Genomic DNA, 15,198 nt, shown 5'->3' with positions numbered 1-15,198 from the left:
TGGCAGAACCGGCCGCCGACGCGGCCGGTTTTTATTTTTAACGCCGTTGTCATCAATGGCGCTTTGCCCCATCATCGCCATTCGTTCGCAGTCCAAACCATCCGGAGAATCGCCGTGTCACGCCGCATCCCGCTTCCGCTGTCGTCCTGCCTGTTCGCGCTGAGCCTGTCCGGCCAGGCCCTCGCCGCCCTGCCCTCGGCGCCCAGCGCCGTCGACGACGGCGCGCTCGGCTACTACCGCCAGGCCGCCGCCGGACCGGACGGCATCGTCTTCGCCGCCGAGGGCGAATTGTGGAGCGTGCCTTACGATGGCGGCGTCGCGCGCCGGCTGACCGGCGGGCCGGTCGACGCCGCGATGCCGGCCATCTCGACCGACGGCCGCTGGCTGGCCTTCGTCGCCAGCTACGACGGCGCGCCCGAGGTCTATCTGATGCCGGCCGCCGGCGGTCCGACCCGCCGCCTGACGGTGGACGGCGACCGCGGCGTCCGGGTCGAGGGCTGGAGCCGGGACGGTCGGGTGCTGGTGGCCAGCAGCCGCTACAGCGGCAAGCCCGACACCCGGCTCTATCTGCTGGACCCGGCCAGCGGCCGGCGCGCGCCGCTGCCGCTGGCCCAGGCGGCCGAAGCCTGTCTCGACGGCGAGGGTCTGCCGACGCTGTTCGCCCGCCAGCCGCAGCCGTCGGACAATGTCGTCGGCTACGTCGGCGGCCAGCGGCAGCAGTTGTGGAGCTGGCGGCCGGGCCGGGAAGCCAGGCCCGCCTTCCCCGGCCATCCCGGCACCAGCCGCCAGCCGATGTGCGACGGCGACCTGGCCTATTTCATCAGCGACAAGGGCGGCCGGCTGAATCTGTGGCAGGCGCGGCTTGACGCCGACGGCGTCCTCGCCGACGGCAAAGCGCTGACCGCCTACCGCGATTTCGAAGTGCGGGGCGCCAGCCTGGCCCATACCGCCGCCGGCAGCCGCATCGTCTATACCCGCGCCGGCGCCATCCATGTGCTGGACCCGCGGACCGGCGTCGACCGCGCGCCGGCGATACGGCTGAATTCCGACTTCGAACAGCTGCGGCCGCGGATGATGGCCAGCCCGGCGCCGTATCTGTCGGCGCTGGCGGTATCGCCGAACGGCGACCGCGTCGCCGCGCAGGCGCGCGGCTTCGTATCGGTGTTCCCGGTCGGCGCAGGCCGTCGCGCCGACGTGCTGGCCGACAGCGGGCAGCGCGCGCGCGAACTGCTTTTCTCCGCCGACGGCAAATCGCTGCTGATCACCAGCGACAGCAGCGGCGAGCAGGAATTCTGGCGGGTCGACGCCCGCGGCGGCGGCGCCCGCCAGTTGAGCCGCGGTGGCGACTCGCCGATCTACCGGCCCAGCCTCGCCCCCGACGGCAGGAAACTGGTCTACACCGACGGCCGGCGCCGGCTCTGGCTGCTGGATACCGCCAGCGGCGCCAGGATGCTGCTGCGCCAGCTGGACCAGGGCGAATTCGCCGACTTCGCCTGGTCGCCGGACAGCCGCTACCTGGCCTACGCCGCCGACGCCGCCAACGATTTCAGCCGGCTGTGGTTGTACGATGACGCAAGCGGCATGCACCAGCCGCTGTCCAGCGACCGCTACCACGCCCGCAGCCCGGCCTTCTCGCCGGACGGCAAGGTGCTGTACTTCCTCAGCGACCGCAATCTCGACTCGGAAGTACCCAGCCCATGGGGCCAGCGCGATCCCGGCCCCTATTTCAACAAGCAGGCCAAGATCTACGGCCTGCTCTTGGAGGCCGCCGCCCGCTGGCCGTTCCAGCCGCGCGACGAGCTGGCGCGCCCGAGCGCCGGCGACGAAAAAGGCGGCAAGGACGAGCAGGACGACAAGCCGGCCGGCGCCGACAAGGCCACCAAAAAGGCCGCGCCGGTCAAGCTGGACGCCGGCGCCATGCACAGGCTGTACGAGGTGCCGCTGGAACCGGGCAACTACGACAATCTGCAGGTCGACGCCAAGCGCCTGTACTTCACCCGCGCCGACAAGCCGGAAGCCGAGCTACGGCAGTTGCTTAGCCTGGCGATAGAGGCGCCGGACCCGACTCCGCCCAAGCCCGCCGTCCTCAGCGACGGCGTCAAGGAATACCGGCTGTCAGCCGACCGCAAGCACCTGCTGTTGCGACGCGAGACCGCCGGCCAGGCCGGTCTGCTGGTGGTGCCGGCCGCCGCCAAATTGCCGACGGAACTGGACAAACACACCGTCAGCCTGAGGGATTGGGCGCTGCCGCTGGATCCGCGCGCCGAATGGCGGCAGATCTTCGCCGACACCTGGCGCATGCACCGCGACACCGTGCATCTGGCCACGCTGCGCGCGGTCGACTGGGACGCCGTGCGTCGCCGTTTCGAACCGCTGGTGGACAAGGTGACCAGCCGCCAGGAATTGAACGACGTGATCGCGCAGATGATCGCCGAAATCGGCATCCAGCACAGCCAGGTCGGCCTGCGGGACGGCGCGACGGCCGGCGACGTCGGCCAGCTGTCGGCCGACTTCAGCCCGGTCGCCGGCGGCCTGCGGATAGACGCGATCTGGAGCGGCGATCCCGAATTGCTGGAGGAGCGCTCGCCGCTGGCGCGTCCGGAAGCGGACCTGCGCGTCGGCGACGTCATCCGCGAAATCAACGGCCAGCCGCTGGCCACCGAATACGCGCTGGCCAGCGCGCTGCGCGGCCAGATCGGCAAGCAGGTTCTGCTGAAGGTCAGCCGCGGCGAAGCCTCCCGCCAGGTCATCGTCCAGCCGGTCAATCTGGGCCGCGACCGCCAGTTGCGCTACCTGGGCTGGGAAGGGCAGCGCCGGCACCGGGTGGAGCAGGCGGCGGCGGGACGCATCGGCTACCTGCACCTGCAGGCGATGGGCAAGGCCGACGCGGCGCGCTGGGCGCGCGAATACTATCCGGTATTCGAGCGCGAAGGCCTGATCATAGACTTGCGCCGCAACAACGGCGGCAATATCGACCAGTGGCTGCTGGAAAAGCTGCTGCGCCGCGTCTGGGTATGGTGGCAGCCGGGCAACCAGCTGCCGGCCGTCTCCAATCCGCCGCACGCCTTCCGCGGCAAGGTGGTGGCGCTGATAGACGGCGACACCTACTCGGACGGCGAGACCTTCGCGCTGGGCCTGCAGCGGCTGGGCATCGCCACGCTGATAGGCCAGCGCACCGCCGGCGCCGGCATGTGGCTCAGCGATAACAACGAAACGCGGGACAAGGGCATCGCCCGCGCCGCCAGCATGCCGCAGTTCGTCGTCGACGCGGACGGCGATCGCCGCTGGGTAGTGGAGGGACGCGGCGTGGCGCCGGACATCGAGGTGGACAACCCGCCCTGGGCCAGCTTCCGCGGCGAGGACGCCCAGCTGGAGGCCGCCATCCGCTACCTGCGGCAAAACCTGCCGACCCGGCCGGCGGCATCGCCGCAGGCGCCGACCGGCGGCGCCCAGGGCAGCCGCTTCGGCGGCTTCTAGCGGATCACGGCCGCCGCGGCCGCCACATCGGCCACCAGCCCGTCTCCGCCGCATGGGCGGCGGAGACGGCGATGCCGGGCAAGGCCAGCAACTCGCCGCCGCCATCGAACAACAAGGGCCAGCGCCGCCGCAGCAGCGGCGGCACGCCGGCCTCGCGCAGCAGGTCCTTGATCTCGCGCCGGCCGACCCGGGCCGGCAGTTTTTCCCCGCCCCGGCGCTGCCGCAGCCACAGGCCGCCGGCCAGCGCCGATTCCGACAAGCCGAAAGGCCGCTTCTCCCACTCCAGACGACCGCCCCAATCCGGCAGCTCCAGCGCCTCCCCGCCCCGCCAGTCGAGCCGACTGTCGCCGATATGACACTGTACTTTCGTCCAGGCCTGCACGACGTTGGCATAACGCAACAGATGGCCTTCGATCAATTCCAACTGAGGGCTGGCGCCCGCGCCCGCCTCGTCGAGCTGGCGCAGGAACTCAAGCAAGGCCGCCGGCTCCGGCGCGGCCCAGCCCAGGCTGTCCAGCCAGTACAGCAGCGCCAGACGCCGCCGCGGCGCCGACAGGGCCGCCAGCGCCGGCCAGGACAGCCCGCCGTCCATCGCGGCCGCGGCCGCGTCGGCCGAGGCCACTTCGTCCAGCACGGCGGCGGCGTCGGCCTGCAAGGCGGCCGCGCGCGCCAGGTGGCTGCGGTAATGGGGGATGGCGCGCGCGATGCGCGGCAGGATGTCGTGCCGCAGCAGATTGCGGCGGTAGCGGGTGTCCAGATTGCTCTCGTCGTCGACCCAGGCCAGTCCGCGGGCGCGGACGTAGTCGTGCAGCCGGTCCCGCCCGATTCGCAGCAGCGGCCGCCACAACAGCCTGCCGGGCGCCAATTCGCGCAGCGCCGGCATCGCCGCCAGCGCGCGGACGCCGCCGCCGCGCAGCAGCTGCAGCAGCACCGTCTCGGCCTGATCGTCCAGATGGTGGGCCAGCGCGACCACGCCGGCCGCCGAACCGCGGTAGACGGCGTAGCGCGCCTCGCGCGCGGCCGCCTCCAGGCTGTCTCCGCCGCCGACGGCCACCGTCACCCGTTCGACGCGCAAGGGCACGGCGAGGTCGGCGCACAGCCGGCGGCAGTGCTCGGCCCAGGCGTCGGCGTTCGGGCTCAGGCCGTGATGGACATGGACGGCAGACAATTCGAGGCCGGGACACCGCTCGCGCTCGGCGCACAACAGCGCCAACAGCGCCACCGAATCCAGCCCGCCGGACAGGCCGACCTCAAAAGCACATTGGCCGGACAGATCGTCCGGCCAATGCAGGGTCAGGCTGTCCGCCGGATCAGGCGGCGTCTTCCTTGAAGCGGCCATAACTCATCAAGCGGTCGAAGCGCTGCTTCAGCAGCTCGTCCAGCGCCTTGCTCTGGACTTCCTTCAATTGATCCTGGAGCACGCGCTTCAGCGTCGTCATCATCTGCGCGTGATCGCGGTGGGCGCCGCCGGTCGGCTCGGTGACCACGCGGTCGATCAGACCCAGCGTCTTCAAGCGCGGCGCGGTGATGCCCAGCGCCTCGGCCGCGTCGGACGCGCGCTCGGCGGTCTTCCACAGGATGGAGGCGCAACCTTCCGGCGAAATCACCGAATAGGTCGCGTATTGCAGCATGTTGACGCTGTCGCCGACGGCGATGGCCAGCGCACCGCCGGAACCGCCCTCGCCGATCACGGTGACGACGATGGGCACGCGCAGACGGGTCATCTCGTACAGATTGCGGCCTATCGCCTCGGACTGGCCGCGCTCCTCGGCGCCGATGCCGGGCCAGGCGCCGGTGGTATCGACGAAGGTGAACACCGGGATACCGAACTTCTCGGCCAGCTTCATCAGGCGCAGCGCCTTGCGATAGCCTTCCGGGTGCGGCATGCCGAAGTTGCGGCGGATCTTTTCCTTGGTGTCGCGGCCCTTCTGCTGGCCGATCACCATCACCGACTGGCCGTTGAAACGGGCCAGGCCGCCTACGATGGCGGCGTCGTCGGCAAACGCGCGATCGCCGTGCAGCTCTTCAAAGTCGGTGAAGATCGCCTGGATATAGTCCAACGTATAAGGACGCTGCGGATGCCGCGCCACCATCGCGATCTGCGACGGCGTCAGCTTGGCATACAGCGTCTTCGTCAGTTCCAGACTCTTCTTCTGCAGGCGTGCGATCTCCTCGGAGATATCCAGCACAGAATCGTCCTGCACGAAACGCAGCTCTTCAATTTTGTTCTCGAGCTCGGCAATCGGTTGCTCAAAATCGAGAAAGGTCGGCTTCATTCTTCACATCATCCGTCAAACCTTGATTCGCGGCATCATACATGAGGCGCAAACTCGCCGTCACCCGTTGAGCCGGCAAAACAACGGAAAATTGGAGCAAATATTCAAAATCCCGGGCTTCGGCAAAAAAACTTCGCCCCGCCACTTGCACAAGCTTAAACCCTGTGCTTTAATTCGCCTCCTCGCTGAAACGCAAGCAGCGAAACGAATTCAGGGCGTTTAGCTCAGTTGGTAGAGCGTCTGCCTTACAAGCAGAATGTCGGCGGTTCGACTCCGTCAACGCCCACCAGGGTTTACGGTTGGAGTGGTAGTTCAGTTGGTTAGAATACCGGCCTGTCACGCCGGGGGTCGCGGGTTCGAGTCCCGTCCACTCCGCCAACAAGACAAGCAGTATCGAAGGGCGTTTAGCTCAGTTGGTAGAGCGTCTGCCTTACAAGCAGAATGTCGGCGGTTCGACTCCGTCAACGCCCACCAGGGTTTACGGTTGGAGTGGTAGTTCAGTTGGTTAGAATACCGGCCTGTCACGCCGGGGGTCGCGGGTTCGAGTCCCGTCCACTCCGCCAACGAGACAAGCAGTATCGAAGGGCGTTTAGCTCAGTTGGTAGAGCGTCTGCCTTACAAGCAGAATGTCGGCGGTTCGACTCCGTCAACGCCCACCAGGGTTTACGGTTTGGAGTGGTAGTTCAGTTGGTTAGAATACCGGCCTGTCACGCCGGGGGTCGCGGGTTCGAGTCCCGTCCACTCCGCCAACAAGACAAAGCAGCATCGTGGGCGTTTAGCTCAGTTGGTAGAGCGTCTGCCTTACAAGCAGAATGTCGGCGGTTCGACTCCGTCAACGCCCACCAGAAGGTTACGGTTTGGAGTGGTAGTTCAGTTGGTTAGAATACCGGCCTGTCACGCCGGGGGTCGCGGGTTCGAGTCCCGTCCACTCCGCCAACGTTATAAAGCAGCGCCAGTTTTTAAGCTTTCGGGCGGTTAGTCTCAGTTGGTAGAGCACTGCCTTCACACGGCAGGGGTCGCTGGTTCGAGTCCAGTACCGCCCACCAGAAAAACGGAGTGGTAGTTCAGTTGGTTAGAATACCGGCCTGTCACGCCGGGGGTCGCGGGTTCGAGTCCCGTCCACTCCGCCAACGTTATAAAGCAGTGCCAGTTTTAAGCTTTCGGGCGGTTAGTCTCAGTTGGTAGAGCACTGCCTTCACACGGCAGGGGTCGCTGGTTCGAGTCCAGTACCGCCCACCAGAAAACGGAGTGGTAGTTCAGTTGGTTAGAATACCGGCCTGTCACGCCGGGGGTCGCGGGTTCGAGTCCCGTCCACTCCGCCAATGACGAAAAAGCAGCCCGCGGGCTGCTTTTTTGCATTCCGATCCTGGCAAGGCATGCATTCCGCTCATCATGCACGGCATTCGCAATCATATGCGGTAAATTTGCCAAAATTGCCGTTGGCATTGATACTGTCTGACTTTATACATTGCATATCAAGAGATTACACAATGAATAAGGCAATGCTGCTGGCGGCCTGCCTCGCCTCCCCGCCCATACTGGCCGGCACCGCCCCCGCCGCAGACTCCGCCATCTGGCAATATCGGGTACGAGCCGGCGACACGCTGTGGTCGGTCGCCTCGCAGCACCTGCTTTCCCCCGGCTACGTGCCCCAACTGCAGGCGCAGAACCATATCGCCAACCCATACCGACTATCGTCCGGCAGCGTGCTGAACATCCCCTACGCCTGGGTCAAACAGGATGCCGCCGCCGCCACGCTGGACGAAATGTCCGGCCAGGTGACGGCGCAGGGCCGCAACGGCGCCGCGCTCGACCTGATCCGAGGCCAGCGCTATGCCAGCGGCACCCGCTTCAGCACCGGCCGCGACTCCATGCTGCGCCTGCGCTTTCGCGACGGCTCGCTGCTGGTGCTGAACGCCAATACCACCTTGACGCTGGAAAACCAGGCCTACTACCCCAGCACCGGCGCGATCCGCTCGCAAAACCGGCTGGACCAGGGCAGCACGGGCAGCTCGGTCATACCCAATCTGCTGATGCCTAGCCGCTACAGCATCCAAACCCCGTCCGCCGTCACCACCGTCCGAGGCACCGAGTTCCGCGTCCGCAGCACCGCCGCCGACGACACCGCCGCCGAAGTGCTGCGCGGCAAAGTCCATGTGCAAGGCGGAGGGCAGGAGGTCGACGTGCCGGCCGGTTTCGGCAGGCGCGGCAAGTCCGACGGCGGCCAGCCGGAAGCGCTGCCGGAAGCGCCGCGTCTGGACGGCCTGGCGCCGCGCTACGACTTCAATCCGCCGCCGCTGCGCTGGCGGGCCGGCGCAGGCGAAACCGGCTACCACCTGGCCCTGAACCGGCTTGGCGACGGCGCCCTGATTCAGGAACGGACCGGCGCCGCGCCTTCGTTCTATCCCTTATTGCCGGAAAACGGCGACTACCAGCTGAGCATCCGCGCCGTCAATGCCGCCGGCCTGGAAGGCTTCGACAGCCACCGCCCGCTACAGCTGCTCGCCTATCCGCCGCCGCCGTTGCTGATCGTCTCCGGGCCGGAGCAGCGCGGCGCCGTGCTGACGGTGCGGAGTACCGCCGACGCCGAGCACCCCGCCTGGCTGCAGGTGGCCCGCGACGCCGACTTCCGCCAGCCGCTGTACGACGGCCGGCTGGCGCATCCGCAGTGGCAACTGACGCTGCCGGGCCAGGGCGTCTGGTACTGGCGCGCGGCCTCGGTCGGCCCCGACGGCCGGCTCGGTCCCTACGGCGACGTCCAGCGGCTGGACGTGACCGGCTGGATGACGGTGCCGGACATTCGCCCCGCCGCGCTCGCCGGCCGCCGCTATCCGCTACCCGCCCTGCGCTACACGCTGCAACTGGCGCCGCTGGAAGCGCCGGCCGCCACGACGTTCCGCCTCGCCTCCGCTCAACCGCTGTGGCTGCTGCGCGACTTGCCGCGAGGCCGGTTTGCCGTCACCATCCACGTCGACGACAACGATGGCTACCACGCCGAAGAACAATATCCGTCGCTGACCTTGCCATGAACTCGGCCTCCGGCGCCGTCACAATCGGCGCGCGGACGTAATCCGGACAACGTTGAATGCATGCCCCCCGACTGCCCAGAGCCGGCCAGCTCGCTTCGCTGCTGCTGGCCCTGCTGGGCTTACTGCTGATCAGCAGCCAATTGCTGAGCCGGCTGGATTTCTGGCTGTACGATGGCCTCACCCGCGGCAACTTCGATCACGGCGACCATATCGGCGTCACCGTGATCGCCATCGACGAGAAAAGCCTGGCCGAACTCGGCCGCTGGCCGTGGCCGCGCGCCTACCATGCGCAGTTGCTCGACAAGCTGCACCGCGCCCGCGCGGTCGGCCTGAACATCGCCATCGCCGAACCGTCGGCGCAGCCGGAGGCCGACCAGCACCTGGCGCAGGCCATTCGCCGCAACGGCCGGGTCATCGGTCCGGTGTTTCCCGAACTGCAAGGCAAGCGGCTGGTGGAAACGCGACCGCTGCCGCAGCTGGCCCGGAACATGGCGGGCCTGGGCCACACCGACTTCGAACAGGACGACGACGGCATCATACGCCGCGTCTATCTGCAGGCCGGCCTGGGCGCGCCCCGCTATCCTAGCTTCGCCGGCGCCGTCGCCGCTCTCGCCGACGGCTGCCGGCGCGACATCCCGCCGCCGGCCACGCCAGGCCAGCCCTGGGTACGCGCCAAAGCGGCGATGGTGCCGTTCTCCGGCGGCGAGCGCCCCTACCAGCTGGTCTCGTATTCCGACGCGCTGAACCACTTGTCGTCCGACAGTTTCGCCGGCCGCATCGTGCTGATCGGCGCCACCGCCACCGGCCTCGGCGACAGCCATCTGACGCCGATCTCCGCCAACAACCGCGGCATGTCCGGCGTGGAGATCAACGCCTTCCTGCTGCACGGCCTGCTGGAAGGCCTGCGCGTCACGCCGCTGGAAGCGCCGTGGAAGGCCGTGCTCGGCGCCCTGGTTCTGTTGCTGGCCGACTGGCGCCTGTCGCGCCAGACCGCGCCGTACCGGCTGCTGGGCAGCTATGCCGCCGCCGCGCTGGCCATTCCCTGCGCCTCGGCGCTGACGCTCTACTTCGGGCATGTCTGGCTGGGCGGCAGCGTCGCGGCGCTGCTGTTGATGATGGCCGGGGCCTTGCGCTTCGCCGCCGGCCAGACGCGGCTGCACGCGCTGGCGATGACCGACGGCCTGACCGGTCTCGCCAACCGCCGAAGCTTCGACGAAACCTTCGCCTCCGTGCTGGCCGCGCACCAACGACGCCGTCGGCCGCTGGCCCTGATGATCATCGACCTCGACAACTTCAAGGGCTACAACGACCGCTACGGCCATTACGCCGGCGACGACGTGCTGCGGCGCACCGCCGACGCGCTGCGCCACTGCTTCGACCGCAAGGGCGAGACGGTGGCCAGGCTGGGCGGCGAGGAATTCGGCGTCCTGCTGGAAAACTGCTCGCCGGAGGCGGCCATGGCGGCCGCCGAGCGCTTCTGCCGCCATCTTGCCGGCCTGGAGCTGCCGCACGCCGCCAGCCCTCACGGCAAGGTCAGCTGCAGCATAGGCGTCGCGGCCCGGCCGCCGTTGGCCGACACGCCGCGCAGCCTGTTCGAGGACGCCGACCACGCGCTGTACCTGGCCAAGGACCAGGGCCGCAACCGGGTGTGCGCGGCGCGCGCGCCCGAACTCAGGGCATAAAAAAACCGCCGGCTGACGACGGCGGTTCGCGTAAACGGAGCGGGCCCGCTCAGCGGCGGCGGCGCGACACCAGCCACAGCGTCCAGACGATGACGCCGGCGAAGAAGACCGCCACCCAGAACGGCATCGTCATGCCGAGGAAGCGGCCCTGGATCTCGGCGCACTCGCCGCTGCCCTTCAGCACCTTGGACAGCACATCCCACAGCGGGAACGACTCCATCAGGAACTCCAGGCCCGGTCCGCACTGCGGCACCTGGTCGGCCGGCAGGCTCTGCAGCCACAACTGGCGCAGCGACACGCCGCCGCCGGCCAATGCCGCCAGCACAAGCAGGCCGCCCCAGACGCGCGCGCCTGCGCGTCCCGGATTATGCAGCGCGGCCAGCAAGGCGATGACGCCGACAGCCATCACGCCGATGCGCTGCAGTATGCAGAGCGGGCAAGGCTCCTGCCCCAACTGGTATTGCGCGTACAGCGCGAATGCGATGGCGGCGGCGCAGGCGGCCGCCACCAGGAAAAGTCCCTGTCTGTTCGTCATACTAAAACCCATCCCCCTAGGCTTTCTGGTTGTCTGCTGCGTGAACGCAGTGTAAACGAAAAAGCTGAGATTTTAGTACGCAGGCAAAGTTCAAAAAATGTCAAAGTTCCAGAAACGCCCGGATCGCGTCCTTCTGCTGCAAGGTGTCGCGGTAGCCCAGCGCGATCAGTTCGCGGCAGTAGTCGGGCTCGAACAGCAGATAGGTGGCCAGCGCGGTGCCGCGCTGCCGGGTGGCGCCGGTGCCCTTCATGATGAAGCGCAGTATCGGCGGGAACAATCGGGTGTGGCGGTAGACGATGCCTTCCAGCGACTTGCTGGGATTGAGCTGGAAGATTTCCACCTTTTTCAGCTGGGTCCGGCTGGCCAGCTCCTCGCTGCTCTGCAGCAAGGAAACGGTGTGGTTGATGCGGCTGAGCCGCTCCATGTCCACCGCCATGCTGTCGATGAACACGCTGTTAAGCAGATGGCCGAAGATCTGCGCCGGCATCGGATAGGCGCCGCTACTGCGCCGCTCTATCGTGTCGGGCCGCTGGCTGGCCAGCCCGACCACGAACAGCTTTTCCGCGCCCAGATGCAAGGCCGGCGACAGCGGCGACAGCTGGCGCACCGCGCCGTCGCAGTAGAACTTCTCGCCTATCCGCACCGATGGAAAGATCAACGGGATCGCCGCGGTGGCCATCAGATGGTCGAGGCCGATCCGCTCGCGTATGCCCAGCCGCTGATAGCGCGTCCACTCCTCCAAGCCGTCCTGCCCCTGGAAGAAGGTCACCGACATGCCGGTGGTGTAGCAGGACGCGGTCAGCGCCAGCGCCTGCAGCGCGCCGCATTCTATCGCCGGCTCGATCGCGTCGAACGGCATCGAGCGGCCCAGCGTCTCGCGCAGCGGCGCGTTGTCGAGGAAGCTCTGCGGATTGGGCCAGGCGTGACCGGCGCTCAGCAGCGAAATGCCGAAGTGCAGGAAGGTCTTGGCGAAATAGCCGAAGCTGACGTCGTACACGTCGCGGATGTGCAGCTGCTTCCACACCCGCGCCAGCGAGTTCACAGCCAGCTGGTAGTTGTCGGCGCCGGAAGCCAGCGCCACCGCGTTGATCGCCCCGGCCGAGGTGCCGCAGATGATGGGAAAGGGATTGTGCCTGGGGTCCGGCAATAATCGGGCGATGCCCAGCAACACCCCCACCTGGTAGGCGGCGCGGGCCCCCCCGCCCGACAACACCAAACCGATCCTGCTGGGTCTGCCCATGCTCGTCTCTTTCTTATCGCCTTGTTCAGTTCTATTTAGGCATAGTCAAAAAGACGAAGGGACGGCAAGCGTCAGAAGCCTCCAGCCTGCAGCAGCGCCCACAAATGGGCGGCCACCAGCGCGCGCCATGGCGAAAACGCGCTCAGCCAGGCCTCCGCCTGCCGTTGATCGGGCTTGTCGGCCATGCCCAGCACCATGCCCAGCGCCTTGCGCACCGCCACGTCGCCGTGCAGCGAGCCGTCCAGCCAGCCGTAGCCGCGCAGCAGCGCGTAGCTGACCGTCCACGGTCCGATGCCGGGCACCGCCAGCAGTCTTTCGGAAATGTCCTGTGCCGCCGCGCCGTCCAGCCAGCCGTCCAGCGGCAGCGAACCGTCGGCCGCCCCATGGCTCAGCGCCAGCAGCGCCCGGCTCTTGGCGCGCGAGAAGCCCGCCTCGCCCAGCTGATCGGCCGTCAAGGCCGCCAGCCTCGCCGCGTCCGGATGGCACAGCAGGCCGGAGGAATGGCGACAGTCGCAAAGCACGAGCATGCGCCGCCGTATCGTCACGGCCGCCGCCACGCTGATCTGCTGGCCGGTGATCGCCCAGGCCAGCGCCTCGAACGGCGTGGCGGTCTGCGGCACCCTGAGGCCGGCGCGCGCGGCGATCAGGCCCCCTAGCGCCGGATGGCCGCGATACCGGCTCTCGAACGCGTCCACCGGCTGGTTCAGGCCCAGCATGCGCCGGCCCATGCCCTCCAGCTCGCCGGCCTCCCCGGCGGCGCCGTCCACCTCCAGCCGCAGCACGGCGCGGCCGGGGCGGAAGCGCAGGTCGAGACAGGCCGGCAGGCCGCGCCACAACAAGCCCTTCCTCAGGCCGTCGTCGTCCACCTGCTCGGCCAGCCGCTCGCCGTCGCGGCGATGAAAGGCCAGGATGTCCTGCGGCCGGAATCCGGCCGGCAGATCGATGGTGCAATGAAGGACGGACATGATCAGCGGGCCTTGCGGAAAGTGAGATTGACGCGGCGCCCGCCCAGCAACGGATGTTCGCCCGGCTTGACCGGCTTCACGCCATGGAAGCGCATCCGGTCCGGACCGCCCCACACCAGCACGTCGCCGTGCTGCAACAGCATCGCGGCGGCCGGATCGGCGCGGCGCGAACCGCCGAGCAGGAAGACCGCCGGCAGGCCCAGCGACACCGACACGATGGGCGCGGAGAAATCGCGCTCGTCCTTGTCCTGGTGCAGGCCCATCCGGGCGCCGGGCAGATAGCAGTTGATCAGGCAGGCGTCGGGATCGAAGCCGGGAAAGCCGGCCGCCTCCGCCGCGTCCCGCGCCAGCGCGCGCAAGGCGGCCGGCATCGCCGGCCACGGCTGGCCGCTGTCGGGGTCGACGGCGGAATAGCGGTAGCCGCGGCGGTCGGACACCCAGCCCCAGTCGCCGCAGCTGGTGGTCGTCACCGACATCGCCTGGCCGCCCGGCGTGGCCATGCCGCGCGGCGGCGAGCGCCGCGCCACTTCGTCCACCGCCGCGAGCAGGCGCTCGGCGTCGGCGCAGGCCCAGCCGTGCAGCAGCACGGTGCCGGCCGCCAGCCGCTCGGCCCAGGGGCCGTCGTCCGGCGCGAACAGGCTGCCGCTCACTCGCCGCCGGCCACCATCATGGAGCCGATCAGCACCGAACCCATGCGGCGGCCGCCGCGGTCCAGCACATCGCTGCCGATGGCCTCGATATTGCGGAACATGTCGCGCAGATTGCCGGCGACGGTGATTTCCTCTACCGGATAGGCGATCACGCCGTTCTCGATCCAGAAGCCGGCCGCGCCGCGCGAGTAGTCGCCGGTGACGGTGTTGACGCCCTGGCCCAGCAGCTCGGTCACCAGCAGGCCGGTGCCCATCTGCGCCAGCAGCTCGGCCAGGCTCTCGCCGGTCGAATGCACGACCAGATTGTGCGCGCCGCCGGCATTGCCGGTGGTCTGCATGCCCAGCTTGCGCGCCGAATAGCTGCCGAGCAGATAGCCCTGCAGCACGCCGCCGTCGACCAGGCGGCGCGACTGCGTCGCGACCCCCTCGTTGTCGAAGGCGCTGCTGGCCAGGCCGCGCAGCAGCAGCGGATCCTCGTCTATCGTCACCAGCGGGGCCATCACCGGCTTGCCCAGCGAGTCGAGCAGGAAGGACGACTTGCGGTACAGGCTGCCGCCGCTGATGGCGGCGGTCAGATGGCCCAGCAGCGACATCGCCACCGGGGCCTCGAACAACACCGGGTACTGGCCGGTCTTGACGCGGCGCGAACCCAGCCGCCTCACCGCGCGCTCGCCGGCCAGGCGGCCGACCTCCTCCACCGGGAGCAGATCGTCGCGGTGGCGGGCGGCGGTATACCAGTAGTCGCGCTGCATCGCGCCGTCGGCCTCGGCCACGACCGCCGCCGACAGGCTGTGGCGGCTGCTGGCGAAGCCGCCGCTGAAGCCGTTGCTATTGGCGTAGACGAACTGGTTGGCCTGCACCGACACGCTGGCGCCCTCGGAATTGCGGATGCGGGCGTCGACCGCGCGCGCCGCGTCCTCGCAGCGGCGCGCCAGCGCTATCGCCTCCTCCACCGGCAGCTGCCACGGATGGAACAGGTCGAGGTCGGGCAGGTCGTCGGCCAGCAGTTGCGGATCGGCCAGGCCAGCGCAGTCGTCCTCGGCGGTGTAGCGCGCGATGTCCAGCGCGGCGCGCACGGTGTCGGACAGCGCCTCGTCGGAGAAGTCGGAGGTGTTGGCGTGGCCTTTGCGCCGCCCCAGATACACGGTGACGCTGACGCCCTTGTCCTGGTTGTACTCTATGGTCTCCACCTCGGACAGGCGCACGCTGACGGTCTGGCCTACGCCCTCGGAAACATCGGCCTCGGCGGCGCTGGCGCCTTGCTGACGCGCCAGCTCAAGCACTCGGGCGGCGACGCCGTCCAGGGTGTCGGGACTGAAACTGAATGTCTTATCTGCCATAGTA

General features: G+C 68.4%; 10 protein-coding genes and 12 tRNA genes. 15 read left to right on the top strand and 7 right to left on the bottom strand.

What is annotated here, in order from left to right:
- Positions 1-114 precede the first annotated feature (114 nt).
- On the top strand, positions 115-3,477 hold the full coding sequence (locus WNM05_RS08455; RefSeq protein ID WP_434634132.1) for a S41 family peptidase: 3,363 nt from the start codon (positions 115-117) through the stop codon (positions 3,475-3,477).
- 4 nt (positions 3,478-3,481) lie between these two features.
- Here WNM05_RS08455 and tilS read toward each other — a convergent pair whose 3' ends face one another.
- Together tilS and WNM05_RS08445 are read right to left on the bottom strand one after the other, a co-directional pair.
- Entirely contained in the window at positions 3,482-4,816 is a 1,335-nt protein-coding gene (gene tilS / locus WNM05_RS08450) for a tRNA lysidine(34) synthetase TilS (protein ID WP_434634130.1), read from the bottom strand.
- A complete protein-coding gene (locus tag WNM05_RS08445) occupies positions 4,788-5,753 on the bottom strand; it encodes an acetyl-CoA carboxylase carboxyltransferase subunit alpha (RefSeq protein WP_434634129.1) in 966 nt (321 codons plus the stop codon). Before WNM05_RS08445 ends, tilS begins: the two co-directional genes overlap by 29 nt.
- Positions 5,754-5,966: 213 nt before the next feature.
- On the opposite strand from WNM05_RS08445, the gene WNM05_RS08440 reads away from it, so the two are divergent.
- The 14 genes from WNM05_RS08440 to WNM05_RS08375 all read left to right on the top strand — a co-directional run bounded on the left by WNM05_RS08440 (position 5,967) and on the right by WNM05_RS08375 (position 10,464).
- Positions 5,967-6,042: transfer RNA gene (locus WNM05_RS08440), tRNA-Val, on the top strand.
- Positions 6,043-6,054: 12 nt separating this feature from the next.
- A tRNA-Asp gene (locus tag WNM05_RS08435) sits at positions 6,055-6,131 on the top strand.
- Between the two features lie 20 nt (positions 6,132-6,151).
- Positions 6,152-6,227: transfer RNA gene (locus WNM05_RS08430), tRNA-Val, on the top strand.
- 12 nt (positions 6,228-6,239) lie between these two features.
- A tRNA-Asp gene (locus tag WNM05_RS08425) sits at positions 6,240-6,316 on the top strand.
- A 20-nt stretch (positions 6,317-6,336) separates the two neighbouring features.
- Positions 6,337-6,412 (top strand) — tRNA-Val (locus tag WNM05_RS08420).
- 13 nt (positions 6,413-6,425) lie between these two features.
- A tRNA-Asp gene (locus WNM05_RS08415) sits at positions 6,426-6,502 on the top strand.
- Between the two features lie 20 nt (positions 6,503-6,522).
- Positions 6,523-6,598: transfer RNA gene (locus tag WNM05_RS08410), tRNA-Val, on the top strand.
- Positions 6,599-6,612: 14 nt separating this feature from the next.
- Positions 6,613-6,689 (top strand) — tRNA-Asp (locus WNM05_RS08405).
- Positions 6,690-6,722: 33 nt separating this feature from the next.
- Positions 6,723-6,799 (top strand) — tRNA-Val (locus tag WNM05_RS08400).
- A 7-nt stretch (positions 6,800-6,806) separates the two neighbouring features.
- Positions 6,807-6,883 (top strand) — tRNA-Asp (locus WNM05_RS08395).
- Between the two features lie 32 nt (positions 6,884-6,915).
- Positions 6,916-6,992, top strand: a tRNA-Val gene (locus WNM05_RS08390).
- Between the two features lie 6 nt (positions 6,993-6,998).
- Positions 6,999-7,075, top strand: a tRNA-Asp gene (locus WNM05_RS08385).
- Between the two features lie 168 nt (positions 7,076-7,243).
- Positions 7,244-8,782 (top strand): FecR family protein, encoded by a 1,539-nt coding sequence (locus WNM05_RS08380; RefSeq protein WP_434634128.1) that lies wholly within the window; start codon positions 7,244-7,246, stop codon positions 8,780-8,782.
- A 56-nt stretch (positions 8,783-8,838) separates the two neighbouring features.
- Complete coding sequence (locus WNM05_RS08375; protein ID WP_434634127.1) at positions 8,839-10,464, top strand: CHASE2 domain-containing protein; 1,626 nt, start codon at positions 8,839-8,841, stop codon at positions 10,462-10,464.
- Positions 10,465-10,513: 49 nt separating this feature from the next.
- On the opposite strand, the gene WNM05_RS08370 is transcribed toward WNM05_RS08375, so the two are convergent.
- From WNM05_RS08370 to pmbA, 5 genes are all read right to left on the bottom strand, one after another.
- Entirely contained in the window at positions 10,514-10,999 is a 486-nt protein-coding gene (locus WNM05_RS08370; protein ID WP_434634126.1) for a disulfide bond formation protein B, read from the bottom strand.
- 100 nt (positions 11,000-11,099) lie between these two features.
- A complete protein-coding gene (locus tag WNM05_RS08365; RefSeq protein ID WP_434634125.1) occupies positions 11,100-12,239 on the bottom strand; it encodes a patatin-like phospholipase family protein in 1,140 nt (379 codons plus the stop codon).
- A 71-nt stretch (positions 12,240-12,310) separates the two neighbouring features.
- Positions 12,311-13,204 carry a DNA-3-methyladenine glycosylase family protein gene (locus WNM05_RS08360; protein WP_434634124.1) on the bottom strand — a complete coding sequence of 298 codons (894 nt, stop codon included), beginning with the start codon at positions 13,202-13,204 and terminating at the stop codon, positions 12,311-12,313.
- Between the two features lie 2 nt (positions 13,205-13,206).
- Entirely contained in the window at positions 13,207-13,854 is a 648-nt protein-coding gene (gene alkB, locus WNM05_RS08355; RefSeq protein ID WP_434634122.1) for a DNA oxidative demethylase AlkB, read from the bottom strand.
- Positions 13,851-15,194: a metalloprotease PmbA gene (gene pmbA, locus WNM05_RS08350; RefSeq protein ID WP_434634121.1), complete on the bottom strand. Its 1,344-nt coding sequence runs from the start codon at positions 15,192-15,194 to the stop codon at positions 13,851-13,853. Before pmbA ends, alkB begins: the two co-directional genes overlap by 4 nt.
- Positions 15,195-15,198 lie beyond the last annotated feature (4 nt).

The organism is Chromobacterium sp. CV08, assembly GCF_051129845.1.
In the GTDB taxonomy this organism is placed as follows: Bacteria; Pseudomonadota; Gammaproteobacteria; order Burkholderiales; family Chromobacteriaceae; genus Chromobacterium.
The sequence above is the reverse complement of the archived record's forward strand: the minus strand, read 5'-3'. Positions and strand labels throughout refer to the sequence as shown.

Excerpts from the sequence above, each read along its gene's own strand:
- tilS (WP_434634130.1), bottom strand. The coding sequence starts at position 4,816 with ATGGCCGCTTCAAGGAAGACGCCGCCTGATCCGGCGGACAGCCTGACC.
- WNM05_RS08445 (WP_434634129.1), bottom strand. The coding sequence starts at position 5,753 with ATGAAGCCGACCTTTCTCGATTTTGAGCAACCGATTGCCGAGCTCGAG.
- WNM05_RS08380 (WP_434634128.1), top strand. The coding sequence starts at position 7,244 with ATGAATAAGGCAATGCTGCTGGCGGCCTGCCTCGCCTCCCCGCCCATA.
- WNM05_RS08375 (WP_434634127.1), top strand. The coding sequence starts at position 8,839 with ATGCATGCCCCCCGACTGCCCAGAGCCGGCCAGCTCGCTTCGCTGCTG.
- WNM05_RS08370 (WP_434634126.1), bottom strand. The coding sequence starts at position 10,999 with ATGACGAACAGACAGGGACTTTTCCTGGTGGCGGCCGCCTGCGCCGCC.
- WNM05_RS08365 (WP_434634125.1), bottom strand. The coding sequence starts at position 12,239 with ATGGGCAGACCCAGCAGGATCGGTTTGGTGTTGTCGGGCGGGGGGGCC.
- WNM05_RS08360 (WP_434634124.1), bottom strand. The coding sequence starts at position 13,204 with ATGTCCGTCCTTCATTGCACCATCGATCTGCCGGCCGGATTCCGGCCG.
- pmbA (WP_434634121.1), bottom strand. The coding sequence starts at position 15,194 with ATGGCAGATAAGACATTCAGTTTCAGTCCCGACACCCTGGACGGCGTC.